Origin of the sequence: Terribacillus saccharophilus (assembly GCF_046592895.1) — a bacterium.
Classification (GTDB): domain Bacteria; phylum Bacillota; class Bacilli; order Bacillales; family Amphibacillaceae; genus Terribacillus; species Terribacillus saccharophilus_D.
This window is the reverse complement of sequence record NZ_JAWVPU010000002.1, coordinates 737384-756458: the sequence shown is the minus strand read 5'-3', so window position 1 is coordinate 756458 and position 19075 is coordinate 737384. Positions and strand designations below refer to the sequence as shown.

Sequence of the window (19075 nt, the reverse complement as noted above, 5' to 3'; positions counted from 1 at the left end):
TATGAGGAAAATCATCTTCATCACGGGCGCAAGCGGGGCTATCGGCTCTGCTTGCGCCCGTCAGCTTGCCAGCGAAGGACATCAGCTTTTGCTGCATTATAATCAGAATCAACAAGCGATGGAGACGCTGTGCCGCGACATCCCCGAAAGCGTGCTCGGGACCATACAGGCGGATTTGACGACGGATGAAGGCTTGTCTGAACTTCTTCGATTTCTGTCATTCCCGATCGATCAATTGGTTTATGCAGGCGGGATGGCGCATTATGGTATGTTCCAGGATATGACGAATCGTGACATGGATGATTTGCTTGCAGTCCATGTGAAAGCGCCTTGGCGGATAAGTCAGCATATCCTGCCATCCATGGTTTCCCGCCGATCTGGAGCGATCGTCCTCGTTTCGTCCATCTGGGGCGAAAGGGGAGCGAGCTTCGAGGTGGCGTATTCAAGCGTCAAAGCAGCTCAAATCGGCTTTATCAAAGGATTGGCCAAAGAAGTTGGCCCAAGTGGTATCCGTGTCAATGCAGTGACACCAGGTGCGATTGAAACCAGCATGAACAATCACCTGACTGAGCTTGAAAAGCAGCATGTCGCCGATGACATTCCGATGGACCGATTCGGAAAGGTGAGCGAAGTGGCTGATGCAGTGAGTTTCCTGCTCAGCGATAGAGCCTCCTATGTGAACGGACATAGCATGCAAGTCAATGGTGGCTGGTAAAATTAAGTTCTTATTTTGTGTATAAGGAAGCTCCTTCTGTCAAAAGCTAAACTGCAAGCTAATGAAGGAGGAATACACCATGTCAGTTCTTGATAATTTTGATTCTTGGAAAGACTTCCTAGGTGATCGTCTGCATCAGGCGCAAAACAAAGGGATGGAAAATGATACTGTCTCTGGTATTGCTTATGAGATCGGTGATTATCTTGCGACGAAAGTGGATGCAAAGAATACGGAAGAAAAAATTCTTCGTGATCTATGGACTGTTGCTTCCAAGGATGAAAAGCAAGCTATTGCCAACATCATGGTAAAGCTTGTCCAAGACAATGGCCATACTCGCTGAGTAGGTCAGCCAACTTCATTCAAGCCTGCTTCTTTTTAAGAAGCAGGTTTTCTTTATAGTTCCCCATCAAGCCTGTTATGGCTTTTCTAATCCACTGTTTTCCTTTATAGTAAGGATAGGTTTCGTTATTAGACGCTATTTCCTGTAAAGGGGCTTTTCTATGGAAACATTGGAATGGTATTTGGAATATGAAATACAGCATGACCGACCAGGATTGCTTGGGGATATCTCCTCTTTGCTCGGTATGTTATCCATCAACATCATAACGATCAATGGTGTGGAAAATCAGCGGCGCGGCATGCTTTTATCCGCCCAAAAAGAGCTGCAGATCATCCGTCTGCATTCCATTTTGCGGACGATGGAACATGTACATATCACGAAGTCAAGGGAGCCGAAGCTTCGGGATCGGCTTGCTGTGCGGCATGGCAGATATATCCACCGTGACGTGGACGATAAGAAAACATTCCGTTTTGTCCGCAGTGAAATCGGACTTCTGGTCGATTTCATGGCAGAATTGTTTAAACAGGAAGGCTCAAAGGTAATAGGGATAAGAGGGATGCCGCGTGTCGGAAAGACAGAATCGATCGTCGCTGCAAGTGTCAGCGCCAACAAACGCTGGCTATTCGTCTCCAGCACCCTCTTGAAGCAAACGGCCAGGAACCAGCTGCTGCAAGATGAATATAATGAGGACAACCTTTTCATCATTGACGGCATCGTGTCGACCAGCCGTGCGAGTGAGCGTCATTGGGAGCTTGTACGCGAAGTGATGCGCCTCCCTGTAGCAAAGGTAATTGAGCATCCAGATATATTCATCCGTGATACGGAGTTTACATTGGATGACTTCGATTATATTATTGAACTTCGGAATCATGATGGTGAACAAATCATCTATGAACCGGAATTTAGGCAGATTTAAGTAATTTTCTAAAGATGGATGGTGGTATTGATGGACATTGGTGCAAAGCTCCGGGAAGCAAGGGAATCCAAGGGAATGACATTGGAAGATGTACAACAGCGCACCAAAATTCAAAAGCGTTATTTGAAAGCGATCGAAGAGAACAATCACAGCGTCATGCCAGGGGAGTTCTACACACGTGCTTTCATCAAAGAATACGCACAGACGGTCGGTCTTGATCCGGATGAAGTGCTCGAGCTGAAAGAGCAGAAATCAGAAGCAGCTGTTCCTCCTGTCAAAGAAGAGAAAAGCGAGGCTCCATCACGTCAGGAACGCAGCCGCGCGCAGGAGAATGACAGGCCGCCCCGGCGGGAAAGAAAAGGTATTCCATACTTATCTTCAATCATCATCGGTCTGATCGTACTGGCTGCCATTGTGGTCGTCGTCTTCTTTTACGCTGGCGGATCCAATGATAACAACGAAGATAATTCCACACAGCAGCAAAGTCAAGATCAGGTTAACTCACCTGAAAACGACCAGACAAATGATCAAGCTGGTAAGGAAGATACAGCAGATCAATCTGCTGAATCAGAGGAACAAGCAAATGATGCTGCTGAAGAAGAGAAGGCAAAGCAAGAAGAGGAAGAACAAGCTGAGCCTAGCCTTTCTGTCGATGAAGAAGGAACTGCCAGCAACCCTGTGACGACGTATACATTGGAGAATGCTGGAGATGATGTGATATTGACACTGGCAGCTGAAGATGGAGATGCGTGGCTTCAGGTAGGTGACGGCAATAATGCTGGCAGCGTGTACACTGGTACGATTTCAGCTGGAAGCGAACCAGTTGAACAGGACGTGAGCGATTTGGAGACTGTCTCCATCCGAACAGGTTTTGCAAGAGCAACTAAATTGGAGATCAACGGTCAGGAATTGACATTCCCGATCGATAATGATGTCCAGACCATCACGGTCAATATCAAGAAATAATGGTACAAGTTAAACCCTTTACGTTAATGGAAAGGGTTTAACTTTTGTTCCACTGCACATACATAGGAGGAAGACATGAATATACCTAATAGAATCACGTTATCACGAATCTTTCTGATTCCAATTTTCATCATCTTGCTGGCTGTACCTTTTGATTGGGGAACACTCGATATCGGTGATGCAACGCTCCCGGTCAATCATTTGGCAGGTGCGATCCTTTTCATCATTGCATCATGCACGGACTGGGTCGATGGTTACTATGCCCGAAAATACAATTTAGTGACGAATCTTGGTAAATTCCTTGATCCGCTTGCGGATAAGCTACTTGTTTCAGCTGCGCTCATTTTACTGGTACAATTGGAATTAGCGCCGGCTTGGATCGTGATCATCATCATCAGCCGTGAGTTTGCTGTTACAGGTCTGAGACTTGTCGCTGCAGGTGCAGGTCTTGTGATGGCTGCAGGTAAAATGGGCAAGCAGAAAACGGCAGTGCAGATTGTTGCCATCAGCGCGTTGCTGCTGCACAACTGGCCATTTTCATATCTTGGATTCCCGTTTGCCACGATTTGCCTGTATCTTGCACTGATCCTGACGATTGTGTCCGGAGTCGACTATTTTGTTAGAAACTGGAGTGTCATGAAGGAGTCGAAGTAAAATGAAGCAAATCAATGCAGAAGTGATAGCTGTAGGAACAGAGATCCTCATTGGTCAAATCAACAACACGAATGCACAATACATTTCCAAACAGCTGGCTGATCATGGAATCAATGTGTTTTATCATCATGTCGTTGGTGATAACCTCGGCCGGGTGAAGTCTTCCTTTGAAAAGGCTCAGCGGGATGCGGATTTGGTACTCGTGACAGGAGGGCTCGGCCCGACGGAGGATGATCTGACAAGGGAAGCTTTCCAGCTTGTGTCTGGTCTTGAGATGCAGGAAGATAAAGACTCCATGGATCATATCAAAGCGTTCTTTGAAAAACGGGGACGTCAAATGTCTCCCAATAACCACAAACAAGCCCGCGTATTCGAGGGGGCGAAAGTGCTCGAAAATACTGTCGGCATGGCGCCGGGGATGCTTGTCGAGCATGACGGCACGCTTTGGGCTTTCATGCCGGGTGTCCCGCGGGAAATGAAGCAGATCATGTCTGATCATGTCATGCCCCAAGTGCGTGAAAGATTCCAGCTTCAATCCGTCTTGCAATCCCGCCTGCTTCACTTCATCGGCATCGGTGAATCGCAGCTGGAAACGGATTTGCTTGATTTGATTCAAGTGCAGGAAAACCCGACCATCGCCACATATGCTTCTGAAGGGGAAGTTGCAGTGCGGCTTACGGCCCGTGCGGAAACAAAGGAAGAAGCCGACCGGCTGATCGATGTTGTGGAAGAGAAAGTGATGGAGCGTGTTGGTGAATATTTTTATGGCTATGATGAAACATCCGTGCAGCAGCAAGTGTTCGAGCTGCTGAAAAAACGGAATTTCACGATAGCAAGCGCCGAAAGCCTGACAGGCGGACTATTCGCGGATGCACTTGTATCACTGAATGGTGCTTCTGAAGTCTTTCTTGGCAGTTTCGTCACTTATGCACCGAGCATGAAACAGCATGTGCTTGGTGTGAAGGAAGAAACGATCCAAAACGAAGGCACGGTGAGTGAGCGATGTGCCATCGAGATGGCTGAAAATGCTGCTCGGCTCACAGGTGCTGATATCGGTATCAGTTTCACCGGCGTTGCCGGGCCGGATGGTTCGGAAGGGAAGGAACCAGGAACTGTTTTCATCAGCTTGCATGAAAAAGGCAAACAAACACGGACGACCGAGCTGTCCATCAGGAGCTCGCGTCAAGGTGTACGGGCCCAGGCGGTCAAGAAAGCCTTCGATATGCTTTTCCATTATTTAAAATGATATTTTGAGCAGCGTTCAAAGCGGATAAATGTTCTTTTTGCCAGTATGAACAGTCATTTTAGGCATGTTCTGCAGAAATAAAAAAAGGGAACATTTATTCGCTTTTTGCTTGTTAAATCTCAAAAAACAAGTTAAAATAGAAATAGATAATCCAAAGGAGGAAATACATTTGAGTGATCGTAAACAAGCCCTTGATATGGCTTTGAGACAAATAGAGAAACAGTTTGGTAAAGGTTCTGTCATGAAATTGGGCGAAAGAGCAGAACAGAAGGTTTCCACTGTTTCCAGTGGTTCCCTTGCCCTTGATATCGCACTTGGAGTAGGTGGATACCCGAAAGGCCGTGTCATCGAGATCTATGGTCCGGAATCTTCAGGTAAAACGACTGTAGCCCTGCACGCAATCGCAGAAGCGCAGCGCAATGGCGGACAAGCAGCCTTCATTGATGCCGAGCATGCGCTTGACCCTGTTTATGCACAGAAACTTGGTGTGAATATCGATGAACTTTTGCTTTCCCAGCCTGATACAGGGGAACAGGCGTTGGAAATCGCAGAGGCACTTGTGCGCAGTGGAGCAGTTGACATCGTGGTCATCGACTCCGTAGCTGCATTGGTTCCAAAAGCGGAGATCGAAGGGGAAATGGGTGACTCCCACGTTGGTTTGCAGGCTCGTTTGATGTCCCAGGCACTTCGTAAACTATCCGGGGCGATCAACAAGTCCAAAACGACTGCAATCTTCATCAACCAGATCCGTGAAAAAGTCGGTGTCATGTTCGGTAACCCGGAAACAACGCCGGGCGGACGCGCACTGAAATTCTATTCTTCTGTACGTTTGGAAGTACGCCGCGCAGAAACATTGAAGCAAGGCAATGATATGGTCGGTAACAAAACAAGGATCAAAGTTGTGAAAAACAAAGTGGCGCCGCCTTTCAAACAGGCAGAAGTGGATATCATGTACGGCGAAGGTATCTCCAGAGAAGGGGAACTCATCGATATCGCGAGCGACTTGGATATCGTTCAGAAAAGCGGAGCTTGGTATTCTTATAATGAAGAGCGTCTTGGTCAAGGCCGTGAAAATGCGAAGCAGTTCCTGAAAGAAAACCCGGAAATTGCTACAACGATTCAAATGACTGTACGCGATCACTATAATCTTGATGCTGATAAAAAGCTTCCGGAAGATGCGCAGGCAGAAGAACAAGAAACATTGGATATGTAAGACTTTGGCCTTCGGTTCCAACCGGAGGCTTTTTACATAACGCAATCTGCTAGTACTTTCCATGTTTTCTTGACAACATGCGAACACAGGATTAAAATTAAGTTGTATAATTTTCTATCTTATTATACTTCTTTAAGCTTACCATAGTTTTTTTCATGAAAAACATTGAGCATGCCGACAGACATGTTTGTACAATTTCATAGCAGGGGAGGTGAAATCATGGAACTAATTTACCTGATCATCTCCATTTTGCTTGCTCTAATCGTCGGTGGTGTTGTTGGTTATCTTGTTCGCAAATCTATTGCTGAGAAAAAGATCTCCAGTGCGGAGGGTTTGGCGAAGCAAATAGTAGAAGAAGGCCATCGCAATGCGGAAACGGCTAAGAAAGAAGCCCTTCTGGAAGCGAAGGATGAGAACTTCCAGCTGCGTCAGCAGACGGAGCAGGAATTGCGTGAGCGCCGTCTGGAATTGCAAAAGCAGGAAAACCGCCTGATGCAGAAAGAAGAAAATCTGGACCGTAAAAGCGATACGCTTGATAAGCGTGAAATTACGTTAGAGAAAAAGGAACAATCATTAGCTGAAAAACAACAACAAATTGAAGAATTGGAAAGCAAAGTGGAAGTCTTGGTGAAAGAACAGCAGCTCGAATTGGAGCGGATTTCCGGCTACACGTCCGATGAAGCACGTCAAATCGTGCTGGACAAAGTCGAGAAAGAAGTAGCATTCGATGCAGCTGTCATGATCAAAGATGCGGAACATCGTGCCAAAGAAGAGGCCGATAAGAAAGCGAAAGGCATTCTTTCCCTTGCACTTCAGCGCTGTGCTGCCGATCATGTTGCAGAAACGACAGTATCAGTCGTGAACTTGCCGAACGACGAGATGAAAGGACGCATCATTGGACGGGAAGGTCGTAACATTCGAACGTTAGAGACGCTTACGGGAATTGATCTGATTATTGATGATACACCTGAAGCGGTCATCCTGTCCGGATTCGATCCTGTCCGTCGTGAAATCGCACGGATTGCTCTGGAGAAGCTTGTCCAGGATGGACGTATCCACCCAGCCCGAATCGAGGAAATGGTGGAGAAATCCAGAAGGGAAGTCGACGAGTATATTCGTGAAACAGGTGAAGAGACGACTTTCGAAGTGGGAGTACATGGTTTGCATCCGGATCTTGTGAAGATATTGGGAAGACTGAAGTATCGCACAAGTTACGGTCAAAACGTCTTGAAGCATTCCACCGAGGTAGCATACCTATCCGGATTGCTTGCAGCCGAGCTTGGCGAAGATGTCACTTTGGCCAAACGTGCAGGTTTACTGCATGATATCGGTAAGGCGATCGACCACGAAGTTGAAGGCAGCCACGTTGAAATCGGGAAAGAGCTCGCAATCAAATATAAAGAGCATCCAGTCGTCATCAACAGCATCGCGTCCCACCACGGGGATGAAGAAGCGACATCGATCATTGCAGTGCTCGTTGCAGCAGCCGATGCGCTTTCTGCAGCCCGTCCGGGAGCGAGAAGCGAGACACTGGAGAATTATATTAAACGTCTTGAAAAACTGGAAGAGATTTCAGAGTCCTTCCAGGGCGTGGAGAAATCCTTCGCCATTCAGGCTGGACGCGAGATCCGTATCATGGTCAAACCGGATGAGATCGACGACTTGGAATCCATCAAAGTCGCACGCGATATTCGGAAACGCATTGAAAGTGAACTCGATTACCCTGGCCATATCAAGGTCACGGTCATCCGGGAAACACGTGCAGTTGAATATGCAAAATAAGAAAGCGGCCCTGTGCCGCTTTTTTTAATGTTAAACTATATCTACTACAAGTTGAGAGTGAGAAAGGGATTTGATTATGAAGTTATTATTTATCGGAGATGTTGTCGGTGAACCGGGACGTCAAATGGTACAGGAATATTTGCCTCGTCTGAAACAGCGTTATCAGCCGCAGCTGACAATCATCAATGGCGAGAACAGCGCAGATGGAAAAGGTATCAATGAACGAATTTACAAGCAATTCCTGGAATGGGGAGCACAAGCCGTCACGATGGGCAACCATACGTGGGATAAGCGAGATATCTTCGAATTCATCGATGACGCCAAATACCTTGTGCGGCCGGCAAACCTGCCGCCGGAAACACCGGGTTCGGGAATCATTTATGTAAAAGTGAATAAACAAGAAGTGGCCATCATCAACTTATTGGCTCGTACTTTCATGATGCCGGCAGATGATCCGTTCCGGGCAGTCGATCGATTGATCGAGGAAGCACGTAAACGGACGAACTTGATCTTCATCGATTTCCATGGAGAAGCAACAAGTGAGAAGCAGGCTTTTGGCTGGTATGTCGACGGCCGAGTCAGCGCAGTTGTAGGAACGCATACACATACGCAGACAGCTGATGAACGTATATTGCCATCTGGTACGGCATATATTTCGGATGCTGGCATGACGGGACCTTATGAGGCGATTCTTGGTATGGAACGAGAAGCAGTCATCAAAAGATTTCTTACTGGACTGCCAGTACGTTTTGAAGTACCAAAAAAGGGTAAAACACAATTAAATGGAGTAGTAATCGATCTGGATCCGCAAACGGGGAAAGCTTCCTCCATCAAACGCATCCTGATCAACGATGACCACCCGTATATGGATTGAGATCTTTGCTGCTCCTCCACTAGGTCTTTGTTTACAGCATGAACCAGGACAGACCGCAGCACTTTTTTCGGACATCGCCCGAAATGGGCATATCTACTATCTTGCAGAAATATAGTAAAAAGGAAAGTAGTCCAGTAAACGAAGGAGGTACCAGTGTTGGATATACTAAAAGTTTCAGCGAAATCCAATCCAAACTCAGTAGCAGGCGCACTTGCGAACGTATTAAGGGAACGCGGCTCAGCGGAGATCCAGGCTATCGGAGCAGGAGCACTTAATCAATCAGTGAAAGCTGTCGCCATCGCGAGAGGCTTTGTGGCCCCAAGCGGTGTAGATTTGGTTTGCATCCCGGCATTTACGGATATCATGATCGATAATGAAGAACGGACTGCCATCAAGTTGATAGTAGAACCTCGATAAAATCCCGCCTAGGCGGGATTTTTTATTTCCAATACTTGGACCGGTTTTCAAGGATTGGTATAATGGACGAAAACAGATGGAAGATGGGGGAGCAGGCCTAGTGAATGAGGAACAGCGTAAATCCGTTAACTTGATTGGTGCAAAGCCGACAGAACAGATTGACAAGCCGCTTCATGAAAAGACGACTGCTGATTTCGCGAAGTATTTCCAGACAACATACCAGCCGCCAAATTTAAAACAGGCAAAGAAAAGGCGCAGGGAAGATGTCCAGTTCCATTATGATTTCACGATTCCACCCCAGATGCAAAAAGCAGGCCAGGGGAAGAAATTCCTCATCCGTACATACGGCTGCCAAATGAACGAACATGATACAGAAGTGATGGCAGGATTGTTTACGGAGATGGGATATGAAGCTACTACAGACACAAATGAAGCAGATGTCATCCTCCTCAATACATGTGCCATCCGGGAGAATGCGGAGAATAAAGTATTCGGTGAAATCGGACACTTGAAGCCTCTGAAGCTTGAGAAACCAGATTTGATCCTTGGTGTCTGCGGCTGCATGTCCCAAGAAGAAGCGGTTGTCAATCGTATTTTGAAGAAACATCCTCATATCGATTTGATTTTCGGGACACATAATATCCACCGCCTGCCACAGCTGCTGCATGAAGCAGCATTCAGTAAGGAAATGGTGCTTGAGGTATGGTCAAAAGAAGGGGACATCATCGAAAATCTGCCTAAAGCAAGGAAAGGTAAAATAAAAGCGTGGGTCAATATCATGTACGGCTGTGATAAGTTCTGCACTTATTGTATCGTTCCGTACACGCGCGGGAAAGAACGGAGCAGAAGACCGGAAGATATCATTGGGGAAGTGCGGCATCTGGCTGCAAGCGGGTATCAGGAAATCACATTGCTTGGACAGAATGTCAATGCGTACGGCAAGGATTTGCATGATTTGGAATTCGGGCTTGGGGATCTGATGGAGGAAATCAGCAAGATCGATATCCCGCGTGTCCGTTTCACGACTTCCCATCCACGTGACTTTGATGATAAACTGATAGAGGTACTCGCCCAAGGCGGAAATCTGCTCGATCATATCCATTTGCCTGTCCAGTCCGGCAGCAGCGAGATTCTCCGGATGATGGCAAGGCGCTATACAAGGGAAGAATATCTGAATCTGGTAAATAAAATCAGACAGCATATACCAAATGTGACACTGACGACCGATATCATCGTCGGTTTTCCGAATGAGACGGAAGCACAATTCCAGGAAACGTTATCCCTCGTCAGGGAAGTCGGATTCGAGGCTGCCTATACGTATATCTATTCTCCTCGCGAAGGGACACCTGCTGCTAAATGGGAAGATGATGTCCCGTTGGACGTGAAAAAAGAGCGGCTGCAGCGGTTGAATAAAGTGGTGGATGAGTATGCTGCCAAGTCCATGCGCACATATGAAGGTAAAATCGTACATGTGCTTGTAGAAGGGGAAAGCAAGCGGAATCCGGATGTGCTTGCAGGATATACCGAAAAAAATAAGCTGGTTAATTTCCGCGGTCCCAAGTCGGTGGTCGGCACCATCGTTTCTGTCCGGATCACGAAGGCAAAGACGTGGTCGCTTGATGGCGAGTTAATCGAAACAACAGCGGAGGTACAAATATAATGAGTCATTCCACCGAGGAAATTCTCAAACAAGCAGAAAGTTTGGCTGCCGAAATGGGCAATCTGGAAGAGATTGAACACTTTCATCAGCTGGAAGCGAAACTCAATGAGAACAAAAAGGTGCAATCATATATCAATCAGATCAAAATGAAGCAAAAGCAGGCCGTCAATTTGCAGGCATATGGCAAAAGGGAAGCCCAGCTGCAAATGGAAAAGGAAATCGATGAATTGCAGGAGAAAATCGACAGCATCCCGGTCGTCCAGGAATTCAAGGAATCCCAAGTGATCACGAATCATATCCTGCAAAGCATCAGTCAAAATATCCAGCAAACGGTTTTCCAGGATGAGGAAACGGACAAATAAGTCCGTTTCTTTTTTTGTGCAATGGTTTTTGATAACCTCCCCTTAGGCTGCTGCATAGAATGGAGGAGCATCCCGCCTGTGGTGGGAAAGTAATATTTTCTTTCACCATAGGTGAACACCCTGCATAACATGACTATGTAAAAAGAGGAGGTTTTGGCAAGATGGGTTTTCAAAATCAGTCATACCGGGAAATCATCACGAAAGCAGTCATCGGCCGCGGTCGTAAATTCAGTAAGAATATCGATCATATCCGTTCGGAAAGCAAACCATCCAGCATTCTCGGCTGCTGGATCATCAATCACCGCTATCACGCTAAAAAGAAAGGTGATATAGGAGTCGAAGTTGTCGGCAAATACGATATCAACGTTTGGTATTCCCACAGCGATAATTCAAAAACAGACGTTGTTTCAGAAACTGTCGAGTACAAAGAATTGGTCAAATTAAGCATCAAGGACGACAATTACCTGGATGATGAATTTGAGGTTTATGCGAAAGCAATCCAGCAGCCAAACTGCCTGGAATGCAAGATCGTCGAGCATGGCAAGAAGATTTTCGTCGAGGTCGAGAAAGAATTCCTGATTGAAGTAGTTGGAGAAACGAAGCTATGTGTAAAAGTGGACCCCGATGGTTGTGAAGTGGAAGATGAAGAAGAAGATTGGGACCTTGAACTTAGCGATGATGATTTCAAAGACGTAGATCCCGACTTTTTGGATAAGAAGGACGAGGAAGACTGAAACGAGAGCAAGCGCTCTCGTTTTTTGTATTATTCAGAATGAGCGGCAAAAGGAACAAGCGAAATACCTGTGTTATAATAGAGCTAATTGCAATGAAACAGGGGAGTAGGAAAAATGGCAGGATATACACCGATGATGCAGCAATATTTAAGGATAAAAGCAGATTACAAGGATGCATTCCTTTTCTTTAGACTCGGGGATTTTTATGAAATGTTCTTTGAAGATGCACTGAAGGCGACAAAGGAACTGGAAATCACATTGACGAGCAAAAATGCCGGTGTTGAGGAAAAGGTGCCGATGTGCGGCGTTCCGTATCATTCGGCTGATAATTATATAAAAACACTTGTGTCGCGAGGATACAAAGTCGCCATCTGTGAACAGGTGGAAGATCCCAAAACAGCCAAAGGCGTCGTCAAAAGGGAAGTCGTCCAGCTGATCACACCAGGTACCGTCATGGAAAATGGGATGCTCGATGAAAAAGAAAATAACTATCTGGCAGCTGTGATGGAAAATGAGGATCGTACATACAGTCTTGTTTATCACGATCTTTCCACTGGTGAAAACCGGGCTGCCCTGCTTGAAGCGGGCTTTGATAGTTTGCTGAGTGAGCTTTACAATCAGCCGGTCAGGGAGATCGTCATCACCGAGGAGCTTGATCCCAAGCATCAGGAAGCTTTAAAAGCCCGTCTTGGTGTCACACTATCCTACCAGGTTATGAGCGGTATCAATATATCACAGGAAAAACTCACTGGTGAGGTGACGGATGATAGATTGCTAGCATGCTTTTCCATGCTGCTGAACTATGTGGAACGCACGCAAAAGCGTGGGCTGGATCATTTGAAGCCGCTGCAAGTGATGGAGCTCAAGCACTTCATGACACTGGATATGTATTCGAAGCGCAACTTGGAGCTTACCGAAACGATTCTGAAAAAGGGCAAGCATGGCAGCTTGCTATGGGTGCTTGATGACACGGTTACGGCAATGGGAGCAAGGATGCTGAAGAAATGGCTCGAACGCCCGCTGCTGCAAAAAGAAGCGATCGTGAGACGCCAGGATTTGGTCCAAGCTTTTCTTGATCATTATTTCGAACGGGATACGATCCGCCAGCTCCTTCAATCCGTTTATGATATCGAGAGATTGTCCGGCCGGGTGGCTTTCGGGAATGTCAATGCCAGGGATCTGCTGCAGCTGAAACGCACGTTGGAGAAGCTTCCAGAACTGAAACAAGTGCTGTCTCTATTCGAGGAAGAGGAAGTGCAGCGCATCGGGAGCGAGCTTGATCCGCTGCCGGAACTTTGTGACTTTCTGGAAACGAGTTTGCATGAAGATGCTCCAATCGGTGTCCGGGAAGGCGGCATCCTGAAAGATGGTTTCCATGAGCAGCTTGATATGTACCGTGATGCTTCAAGGAATGGGAAGCAATGGATTGCGGCGCTGGAGAAACGCGAGCGCGACGAGACAGGCATCAAGTCACTTAAAGTCGGCTATAACAAAGTATTCGGTTATTATATCGAGATCACCCGGGCAAATCTGCATCTGCTGGCGGAAGGAAAATATGAGCGTAAACAGACGCTCAGCAATGCGGAGCGTTTCATCACACCGGAATTGAAGGAAAAAGAAGCGCTGATTCTGGAAGCGCAGGAGAAAAGTGTCGATTTGGAATATGCTTTATTCATGGAAATCCGCGACCACGTCAAATCGTATATTCCAGCTTTACAGCAGCTCGCAGAACAAATCAGCCGGCTTGATGTGCTGCAAAGTTTTGCAGAAGTTAGCGACAAGCAGCGATACGCCCGCCCGACATTCAATCTGGAGCGGTCTGTGGCGATTTCGGAAGGTCGCCACCCTGTCATTGAAAAAGTGATGAAATCCGGGGAATTCGTACCAAATGATGTGCAGATGGAGAATGACGCGGACATCTTGCTGATCACCGGTCCGAACATGAGCGGTAAAAGTACGTATATGCGCCAAGTGGCTTTGACGAGCATCATGGCACAGATTGGCTGCTTCGTCCCATGTGAGGCTGCTGATCTGCCGCTGTTTGATCAGATATTCACCCGTATCGGAGCAGCAGACGATCTAGTATCTGGTCAAAGTACGTTCATGGTCGAGATGCTGGAGTCGAGGCATGCACTGGAGCATGCAACCGATAGAAGCTTGATCTTGCTGGATGAAATCGGCAGGGGAACAAGCACGTACGATGGCATGGCATTGGCACAGGCGATCATTGAGTATGTGCATAATAATATCCACGCCAAAACATTGTTCTCCACGCATTATCATGAACTTACCAGTCTTGATGAGAATCTGGACAAGCTGCGGAATGTCCATGTCCGTGCGGAAGAGCACGATGGCAATGTCGTTTTCCTTCACCAGATTCGCGAAGGAGCAGCAGATGAAAGCTACGGCATCCATGTGGCGAAACTGGCAAAGCTTCCGGACAGCTTGATACAGCGAGCATCACATATTCTACAGGAGCTTGAAGGACAGGGAGAAAAACCGGCTGTAAGCAAGCCAGCTGCCATACAGGAAGACATGCAGCTATCATTTTTCGCAGAACCTGAGCCGGAAGTGAAAGAAACAAAACAAGACAGCCGGGCAGATAAAGTGCTGGCGGAGCTTGCTTCCATCAATTTGATGGAGCAAACACCGCTTGAAGCAATGAATACATTATATAAACTACAGCAAATGGCAATGAACAAGTAAGGAGGTTCCCTAATGGCGATTCAATTGATGCCGGATGATTTAGCGAATAAGATTGCAGCAGGCGAAGTGGTCGAAAGGCCGGCTTCGGTCGTCAAGGAACTGGTGGAAAACAGCATCGATGCAAACAGCACGGTGATCAAAGTGGCTGTCCGGGAAGCCGGACTCACTGAGATAAGTATTGTGGACAATGGTGATGGCATGGAACCGGATGATGTGGAGCGTGCATTCTTCCGCCATGCTACAAGCAAGATCCGCAATGAACATGATTTATTCCATGTCCGGACGCTCGGATTCCGCGGGGAAGCACTGGCAAGTATCGCTGCAGTCAGTCAGCTTGAAATCAAGACGAGCACCGGTGAAGATGCGGGTGTGAAGCTTGTCATGGAAGGCGGCACAATAAAGGAAACAGGCAAATGCGATGCCCGCAAAGGAACGGAGATGACAGTCAAGCATCTGTTCTTCAATACGCCGGCACGCCTCAAGTATATGAAAACTGTCCATACAGAGCTTGGTCATGTCTCGGAAGTGATCAACCGGCTTGCGCTTGCCCATCCGGAAATACGGTTCGAATTGACGCACAATGACAAGCCTTTGTTCCAATCGAATGGACGAGGGGATGTACAGCAGATTGTCGCTCAGATCTACGGTAATTCGGTAGCGAAGAAAATGGTCAAAGCATCCCATGAAACATTGGATTACAAACTGGAGGTTTTGGCAGCCAAACCGGAAATCAACCGGGCGTCACGACAGTATGTATCTTTTGTCGTGAATGGCAGGTACATCCGTAATCCGATCTTGGCCAAAGCTGTCATGCAGGCATATCATACGCTGCTGCCGATCGGCAGATTTCCGCTCGCCGTCATCACCATCGAAATGGACCCGATCCTTGTCGATGTCAATGTGCATCCGGCGAAGCTTGAGGTCAGGTTCAGTAAAGAAAAAGAACTTTTCGATGCGGTGGAGCAGGTTGTCAGTAAAGCATTGCGACAGCAGCGCCTCATTCCCGAAGCTGCTGCACCAAAACAAAAGAAAGTGGAGCAGCAAAGCGAACAGCAGAGTTTCACATTCTTTGATAACAAGCCAGTTAAGCAGCAAGAAGCAGTGCCGGAGAGATGGTTTTTTGACGAAGTGAAGGAAACGGCACCTTCACTGGTGGCAGAGGAACCGGAGATGCAGACAAATACTGCGTCCTCCGCTGAAGCAATTCCTGATATCGAACAAGAACCGGAAGTCGCAGCTAACCGAACCGAACAAGAGCCGGACTATGCAGTTCCGCCGATGTATCCGATCGGTCAGCATCACGGCACATACATCTTGGCGGAAAATGAAGAAGGTCTCTTCCTCATCGATCAGCATGCTGCCCAGGAGCGGATCAAATATGAATATTTCCGCGACAAAATCGGTGAGGTAGAAAAAGAACTGCAGGAATTGCTCATTCCGCTCACATTTGATTTCACCCGGCAAGAAGCACTATTTGTCGAACAATACAAAACTGAGCTGGAAGCGGTCGGGCTGTTCTTTGAATCTTTCGGGGGACATACGTATATCGTGCGATCGCATCCGCAATGGTTCCCTAAAGGTTTTGAAGAAGAAATCATTCGCGAGATCGTCGAACAGGTGATGCAGGAAAGCAAGGTGGATATCAAGAAGCTACGGGAAGAAGCAGCAATCATGATGTCCTGCAAACGATCGATCAAGGCGAACCATCATTTGAATCATGATGATATGTTTCATTTGCTGGAAGAGCTTCGCACATCGCAAGATCCATTCACTTGCCCGCATGGACGTCCGATCATCATCCGATTTACATCTTATGAGCTGGAGAAGCTCTTCAAACGAGTACAATAGGCGCAGGCATCTGCGCCTTTTTTGCTTGTCTAGGTGTTTACCGACCCGATGCGCTGCATCCTTGCTTATACTATCCTGTAACCATAAAACGAACAGGAAGGAGCATCATGATGGCATTATTCATCAAACCGACAGCAGGCAGGCTGACAAGCGGCTTCCGGGGTTCGAGACCGGATCATAATGGTGTCGACTGGGCGCAATCCGGGACTGTACGGGTCGTAGCCGCTGCTGCCGGGACAGTCAGCAGATCCTATGTATCCACGTCTTATGGAGAAGTCATTTTCATCGTTCATCAGCTCAATGGACAGACATATGAAACGGTGTACGCCCATTTGCGATCGGGATCACGCCAAGTGAACGTTGGCGATACGGTAAGACAAGGGCAGTTCCTGGGTTATATGGGCAGCACAGGGGATTCGACAGGTCAGCATTTGCATTTTGAACTGCATCGAGGCAGATGGAATGCAAATAAATCCAATGCGGTCAATCCGCTGGACTACATCGGATCAGCGAGCAGCAGCCAGCAAAGTGCAAGCACACCTTATCCTGGCAGTTACATCCGAACCGGTTCCCGCGGGGAAAATGTCCGCAGAGTCCAGCGGGCATTGGGTGTCACAGCAGACGGCATATTCGGTCCGGACACAAGACAGGCTGTCATCAACTTCCAGCGAAACAACGGACTTGGTGTGGATGGCATAGTCGGGCGGCAAACGTGGAATAGATTGTTCTGATTTTGGGCATGCTGACAGCCAGAGGAGGCGTTAGGCATGCAAAATCAGCATCTTGTGGATTTTCTCAATCAGCAAATAGCCAATATCAGTGTATTGCACGTGAAACTGCAGCGTTATCATTGGTATGCAAAAGGACCATACGGCTACGTGATAGAACAGTATACGGAAGATTTGCACAAGCAGCTGGATGATATGAAAAAATCACTGGGCGGACGTGTGCTCTCGATTGGCGGCCGGCCGATAGCTGTCATGAGCAAATTCCTGCAGGAAGCGACCATAAAGGAAGCCGAAGCTGATGATGAGGATTATGAGGTAGTCAAGACGATGCGTCATGATTACAGTCAGCTGGCGCAAGAAATCAAAATCACCGGGATACCGCTTGCGAAAAGGCAGGAAGATGATGCGACTGCAGGACTGCTCATCGATATTCTAGGCAAACTGGAATATGAAAGCATCCGTTTGACGAAATATCTTATCGATGCCGACCAGAAATAAGCTGTGCGCGGTGCGCATGGCTTTTCGTTTATCTTTCTTTTCCTTGTTATGCTAAACTAATGACATGTTAAAGAAGGAGAATGACATGGAGAAACAGAAAATAATCGTCGTTGTCGGGCCTACGGGAGTCGGCAAGACACAGCTGAGTATCGATATTGCCAAAGCATTCGATGGCGAGGTGATCAGCGGTGATTCGATGCAAATTTACCGCGGCATGGATATCGGGACAGCTAAAGTCACAAAAGAAGAACAACAAGGAGTACCGCATCATTTGATTGATATCCGTGAACCGGATGAAAGCTATTCTGCGGCAGACTTCCAAGCCGATGTGGAGACTTGTGTCCAGGATATCGCAAGCCGTGGGAAATTGCCGGTGATAGCCGGCGGAACCGGTCTTTACATACAAGCAGCTTTATACGGCTATGACTTCTCGGAAGCAAAGCGCGATGACAGCTATCAGCAGCAGCTTGAGCAAGAAGCCCAAACGCTTGGACAGCTGCATTTGCATAAAAAGCTGCAGGAAGTCGACCCTGTACAAGCAGAGCGCATCCACCCGAATAACGTCCGCCGTGTCATCCGGGCGCTGGAAATCTATCATCGTACCGGCAAGCGGATGAGCGATCACGAAGAAACGGAACCTGACGCACGCTATGACGCTATCATCATCGGTTTGGAGATGGAGCGGGAACTTCTTTATGAGCAAATCAATCTGCGGGTGGATAAAATGCTTGCAGAAGGCTTGCTGGAAGAGGTCAAACGCCTGGTCGATGGCGGTATAAAAGATACCCAATCCATGCGCGCCATTGGTTATAAGGAGTTTATCCCTTATCTGGAAGGGAAAATGAATTGGGAGGATACGGTTTCCCAGCTGAAACAAAACAGCCGCCGCTATGCAAAGCGGCAATATACCTGGTTCCGCAATAAGATGAATGTGGATTGGTATAATATAACGCCTGCGACAAAAAAACAAAAATTTAGAATTATTTTAGAAAAACTTGCAGGAAAGCAGGAATAAAGGTAGAAATAGGGAACGTATAGAAATTAGGAGGGGAATAGATGTCTCAATCTGTTAATATTCAAGACCAGTATTTGAATCAGCTTCGTAAAGAACGTGTGCAAGCAACTGTCTTCCTGACAAATGGATTCCAAATCCGCGGAACGGTAAAAGCTTTTGATAATTACACAGTATTGATCGAAACGGAAGGAAGACAGCAATTGATCTTCAAACATGCGATTTCCACATTCTCCCCAGTGAAGAATGTATCGCTGGATTATAAAGAGCAGAGCTAAAGTAAAAACGGGCGCCATCTGGTGCCCGTTTTGTTTTGTGGTGGTAAAGCGCGTAACTTGTGAATAAAGTAGTAAAAGACCATTGGGCATTTGTCACGGCCTGCCTGTCTTGAGCGTAAACTACTG

The 19075-nt window shown here is 47.2% G+C and carries 19 protein-coding genes and 1 pseudogene; all 20 read left to right on the top strand.

The features are described from left to right. The first annotated feature begins 1 nt into the window (after nucleotide 1). The 20 genes and pseudogenes from ymfI (at nucleotide 2) to hfq (ending at nucleotide 18949) form a co-directional block, all read left to right on the top strand. Nucleotides 2-715, top strand: coding sequence for an elongation factor P 5-aminopentanone reductase (gene ymfI / locus SFC66_RS09600; protein ID WP_411218463.1), 714 nt, complete (start codon nucleotides 2-4; stop codon nucleotides 713-715). Between the two features lie 79 nt (nucleotides 716-794). Beyond that, entirely contained in the window at nucleotides 795-1055 is a 261-nt protein-coding gene (locus tag SFC66_RS09595; protein ID WP_411218462.1) for a DUF3243 domain-containing protein, read from the top strand. 160 nt (nucleotides 1056-1215) lie between these two features. Continuing rightward, a complete protein-coding gene (locus tag SFC66_RS09590) occupies nucleotides 1216-1971 on the top strand; it encodes a DUF3388 domain-containing protein (RefSeq protein ID WP_411218461.1) in 756 nt (251 codons plus the stop codon). 30 nt (nucleotides 1972-2001) lie between these two features. Beyond that, nucleotides 2002-2937 (top strand): helix-turn-helix domain-containing protein, encoded by a 936-nt coding sequence (locus tag SFC66_RS09585; RefSeq protein ID WP_411218460.1) that lies wholly within the window; start codon nucleotides 2002-2004, stop codon nucleotides 2935-2937. Between the two features lie 75 nt (nucleotides 2938-3012). After that, the gene (gene pgsA, locus SFC66_RS09580; RefSeq protein ID WP_411218459.1) at nucleotides 3013-3591 is read left to right on the top strand and encodes a CDP-diacylglycerol--glycerol-3-phosphate 3-phosphatidyltransferase; all 579 of its coding nucleotides are present in this window, start codon (nucleotides 3013-3015) and stop codon (nucleotides 3589-3591) included. 1 nt (nucleotide 3592) lies between these two features. Further along, nucleotides 3593-4837, top strand: coding sequence for a competence/damage-inducible protein A (locus tag SFC66_RS09575; protein ID WP_411218458.1), 1245 nt, complete (start codon nucleotides 3593-3595; stop codon nucleotides 4835-4837). A gap of 169 nt (nucleotides 4838-5006) precedes the next feature. Further along, a complete protein-coding gene (gene recA, locus SFC66_RS09570; protein ID WP_411218457.1) occupies nucleotides 5007-6050 on the top strand; it encodes a recombinase RecA in 1044 nt (347 codons plus the stop codon). A 219-nt stretch (nucleotides 6051-6269) separates the two neighbouring features. Further along, complete coding sequence (gene rny / locus SFC66_RS09565; RefSeq protein WP_411218456.1) at nucleotides 6270-7832, top strand: ribonuclease Y; 1563 nt, start codon at nucleotides 6270-6272, stop codon at nucleotides 7830-7832. A gap of 76 nt (nucleotides 7833-7908) precedes the next feature. Further along, nucleotides 7909-8706, top strand: a complete 798-nt coding sequence (locus tag SFC66_RS09560; protein ID WP_411218455.1) for a TIGR00282 family metallophosphoesterase — start codon at nucleotides 7909-7911, stop codon at nucleotides 8704-8706. A 156-nt stretch (nucleotides 8707-8862) separates the two neighbouring features. Beyond that, nucleotides 8863-9123: a stage V sporulation protein S gene (locus tag SFC66_RS09555; RefSeq protein ID WP_093726526.1), complete on the top strand. Its 261-nt coding sequence runs from the start codon at nucleotides 8863-8865 to the stop codon at nucleotides 9121-9123. Nucleotides 9124-9223: 100 nt separating this feature from the next. After that, nucleotides 9224-10783, top strand: a complete 1560-nt coding sequence (gene miaB, locus SFC66_RS09550) for a tRNA (N6-isopentenyl adenosine(37)-C2)-methylthiotransferase MiaB (RefSeq protein ID WP_411218454.1) — start codon at nucleotides 9224-9226, stop codon at nucleotides 10781-10783. Then, nucleotides 10783-11145 carry a YlbF/YmcA family competence regulator gene (locus SFC66_RS09545; RefSeq protein WP_411218453.1) on the top strand — a complete coding sequence of 121 codons (363 nt, stop codon included), beginning with the start codon at nucleotides 10783-10785 and terminating at the stop codon, nucleotides 11143-11145. The genes miaB and SFC66_RS09545 overlap by 1 nt, the downstream gene beginning before the upstream one ends. 161 nt (nucleotides 11146-11306) lie before the next feature. Then, nucleotides 11307-11879, top strand: a complete 573-nt coding sequence (gene cotE / locus SFC66_RS09540; RefSeq protein ID WP_411218452.1) for an outer spore coat protein CotE — start codon at nucleotides 11307-11309, stop codon at nucleotides 11877-11879. A 114-nt stretch (nucleotides 11880-11993) separates the two neighbouring features. Further along, complete coding sequence (gene mutS / locus SFC66_RS09535; RefSeq protein ID WP_411218451.1) at nucleotides 11994-14585, top strand: DNA mismatch repair protein MutS; 2592 nt, start codon at nucleotides 11994-11996, stop codon at nucleotides 14583-14585. A 12-nt stretch (nucleotides 14586-14597) separates the two neighbouring features. Then, nucleotides 14598-16433, top strand: coding sequence for a DNA mismatch repair endonuclease MutL (gene mutL, locus SFC66_RS09530; protein WP_411218450.1), 1836 nt, complete (start codon nucleotides 14598-14600; stop codon nucleotides 16431-16433). Nucleotides 16434-16543: 110 nt separating this feature from the next. Next, nucleotides 16544-16939 (top strand): annotated as a pseudogene (locus SFC66_RS09525) (M23 family metallopeptidase); the annotation flags it as partial. Next, nucleotides 16925-17164: a peptidoglycan-binding domain-containing protein gene (locus tag SFC66_RS09520; protein ID WP_411218733.1), complete on the top strand. Its 240-nt coding sequence runs from the start codon at nucleotides 16925-16927 to the stop codon at nucleotides 17162-17164. The pseudogene SFC66_RS09525 and the gene SFC66_RS09520, both read left to right, overlap by 15 nt. A 36-nt stretch (nucleotides 17165-17200) precedes the next feature. After that, nucleotides 17201-17659, top strand: a complete 459-nt coding sequence (locus tag SFC66_RS09515; protein WP_411218449.1) for a Dps family protein — start codon at nucleotides 17201-17203, stop codon at nucleotides 17657-17659. Nucleotides 17660-17744: 85 nt separating this feature from the next. After that, on the top strand, nucleotides 17745-18674 hold the full coding sequence (miaA, locus tag SFC66_RS09510; RefSeq protein WP_411218448.1) for a tRNA (adenosine(37)-N6)-dimethylallyltransferase MiaA: 930 nt from the start codon (nucleotides 17745-17747) through the stop codon (nucleotides 18672-18674). 41 nt (nucleotides 18675-18715) lie between these two features. Further along, complete coding sequence (gene hfq, locus SFC66_RS09505) at nucleotides 18716-18949, top strand: RNA chaperone Hfq (protein ID WP_411218447.1); 234 nt, start codon at nucleotides 18716-18718, stop codon at nucleotides 18947-18949. Nucleotides 18950-19075: the final 126 nt, after the last annotated feature.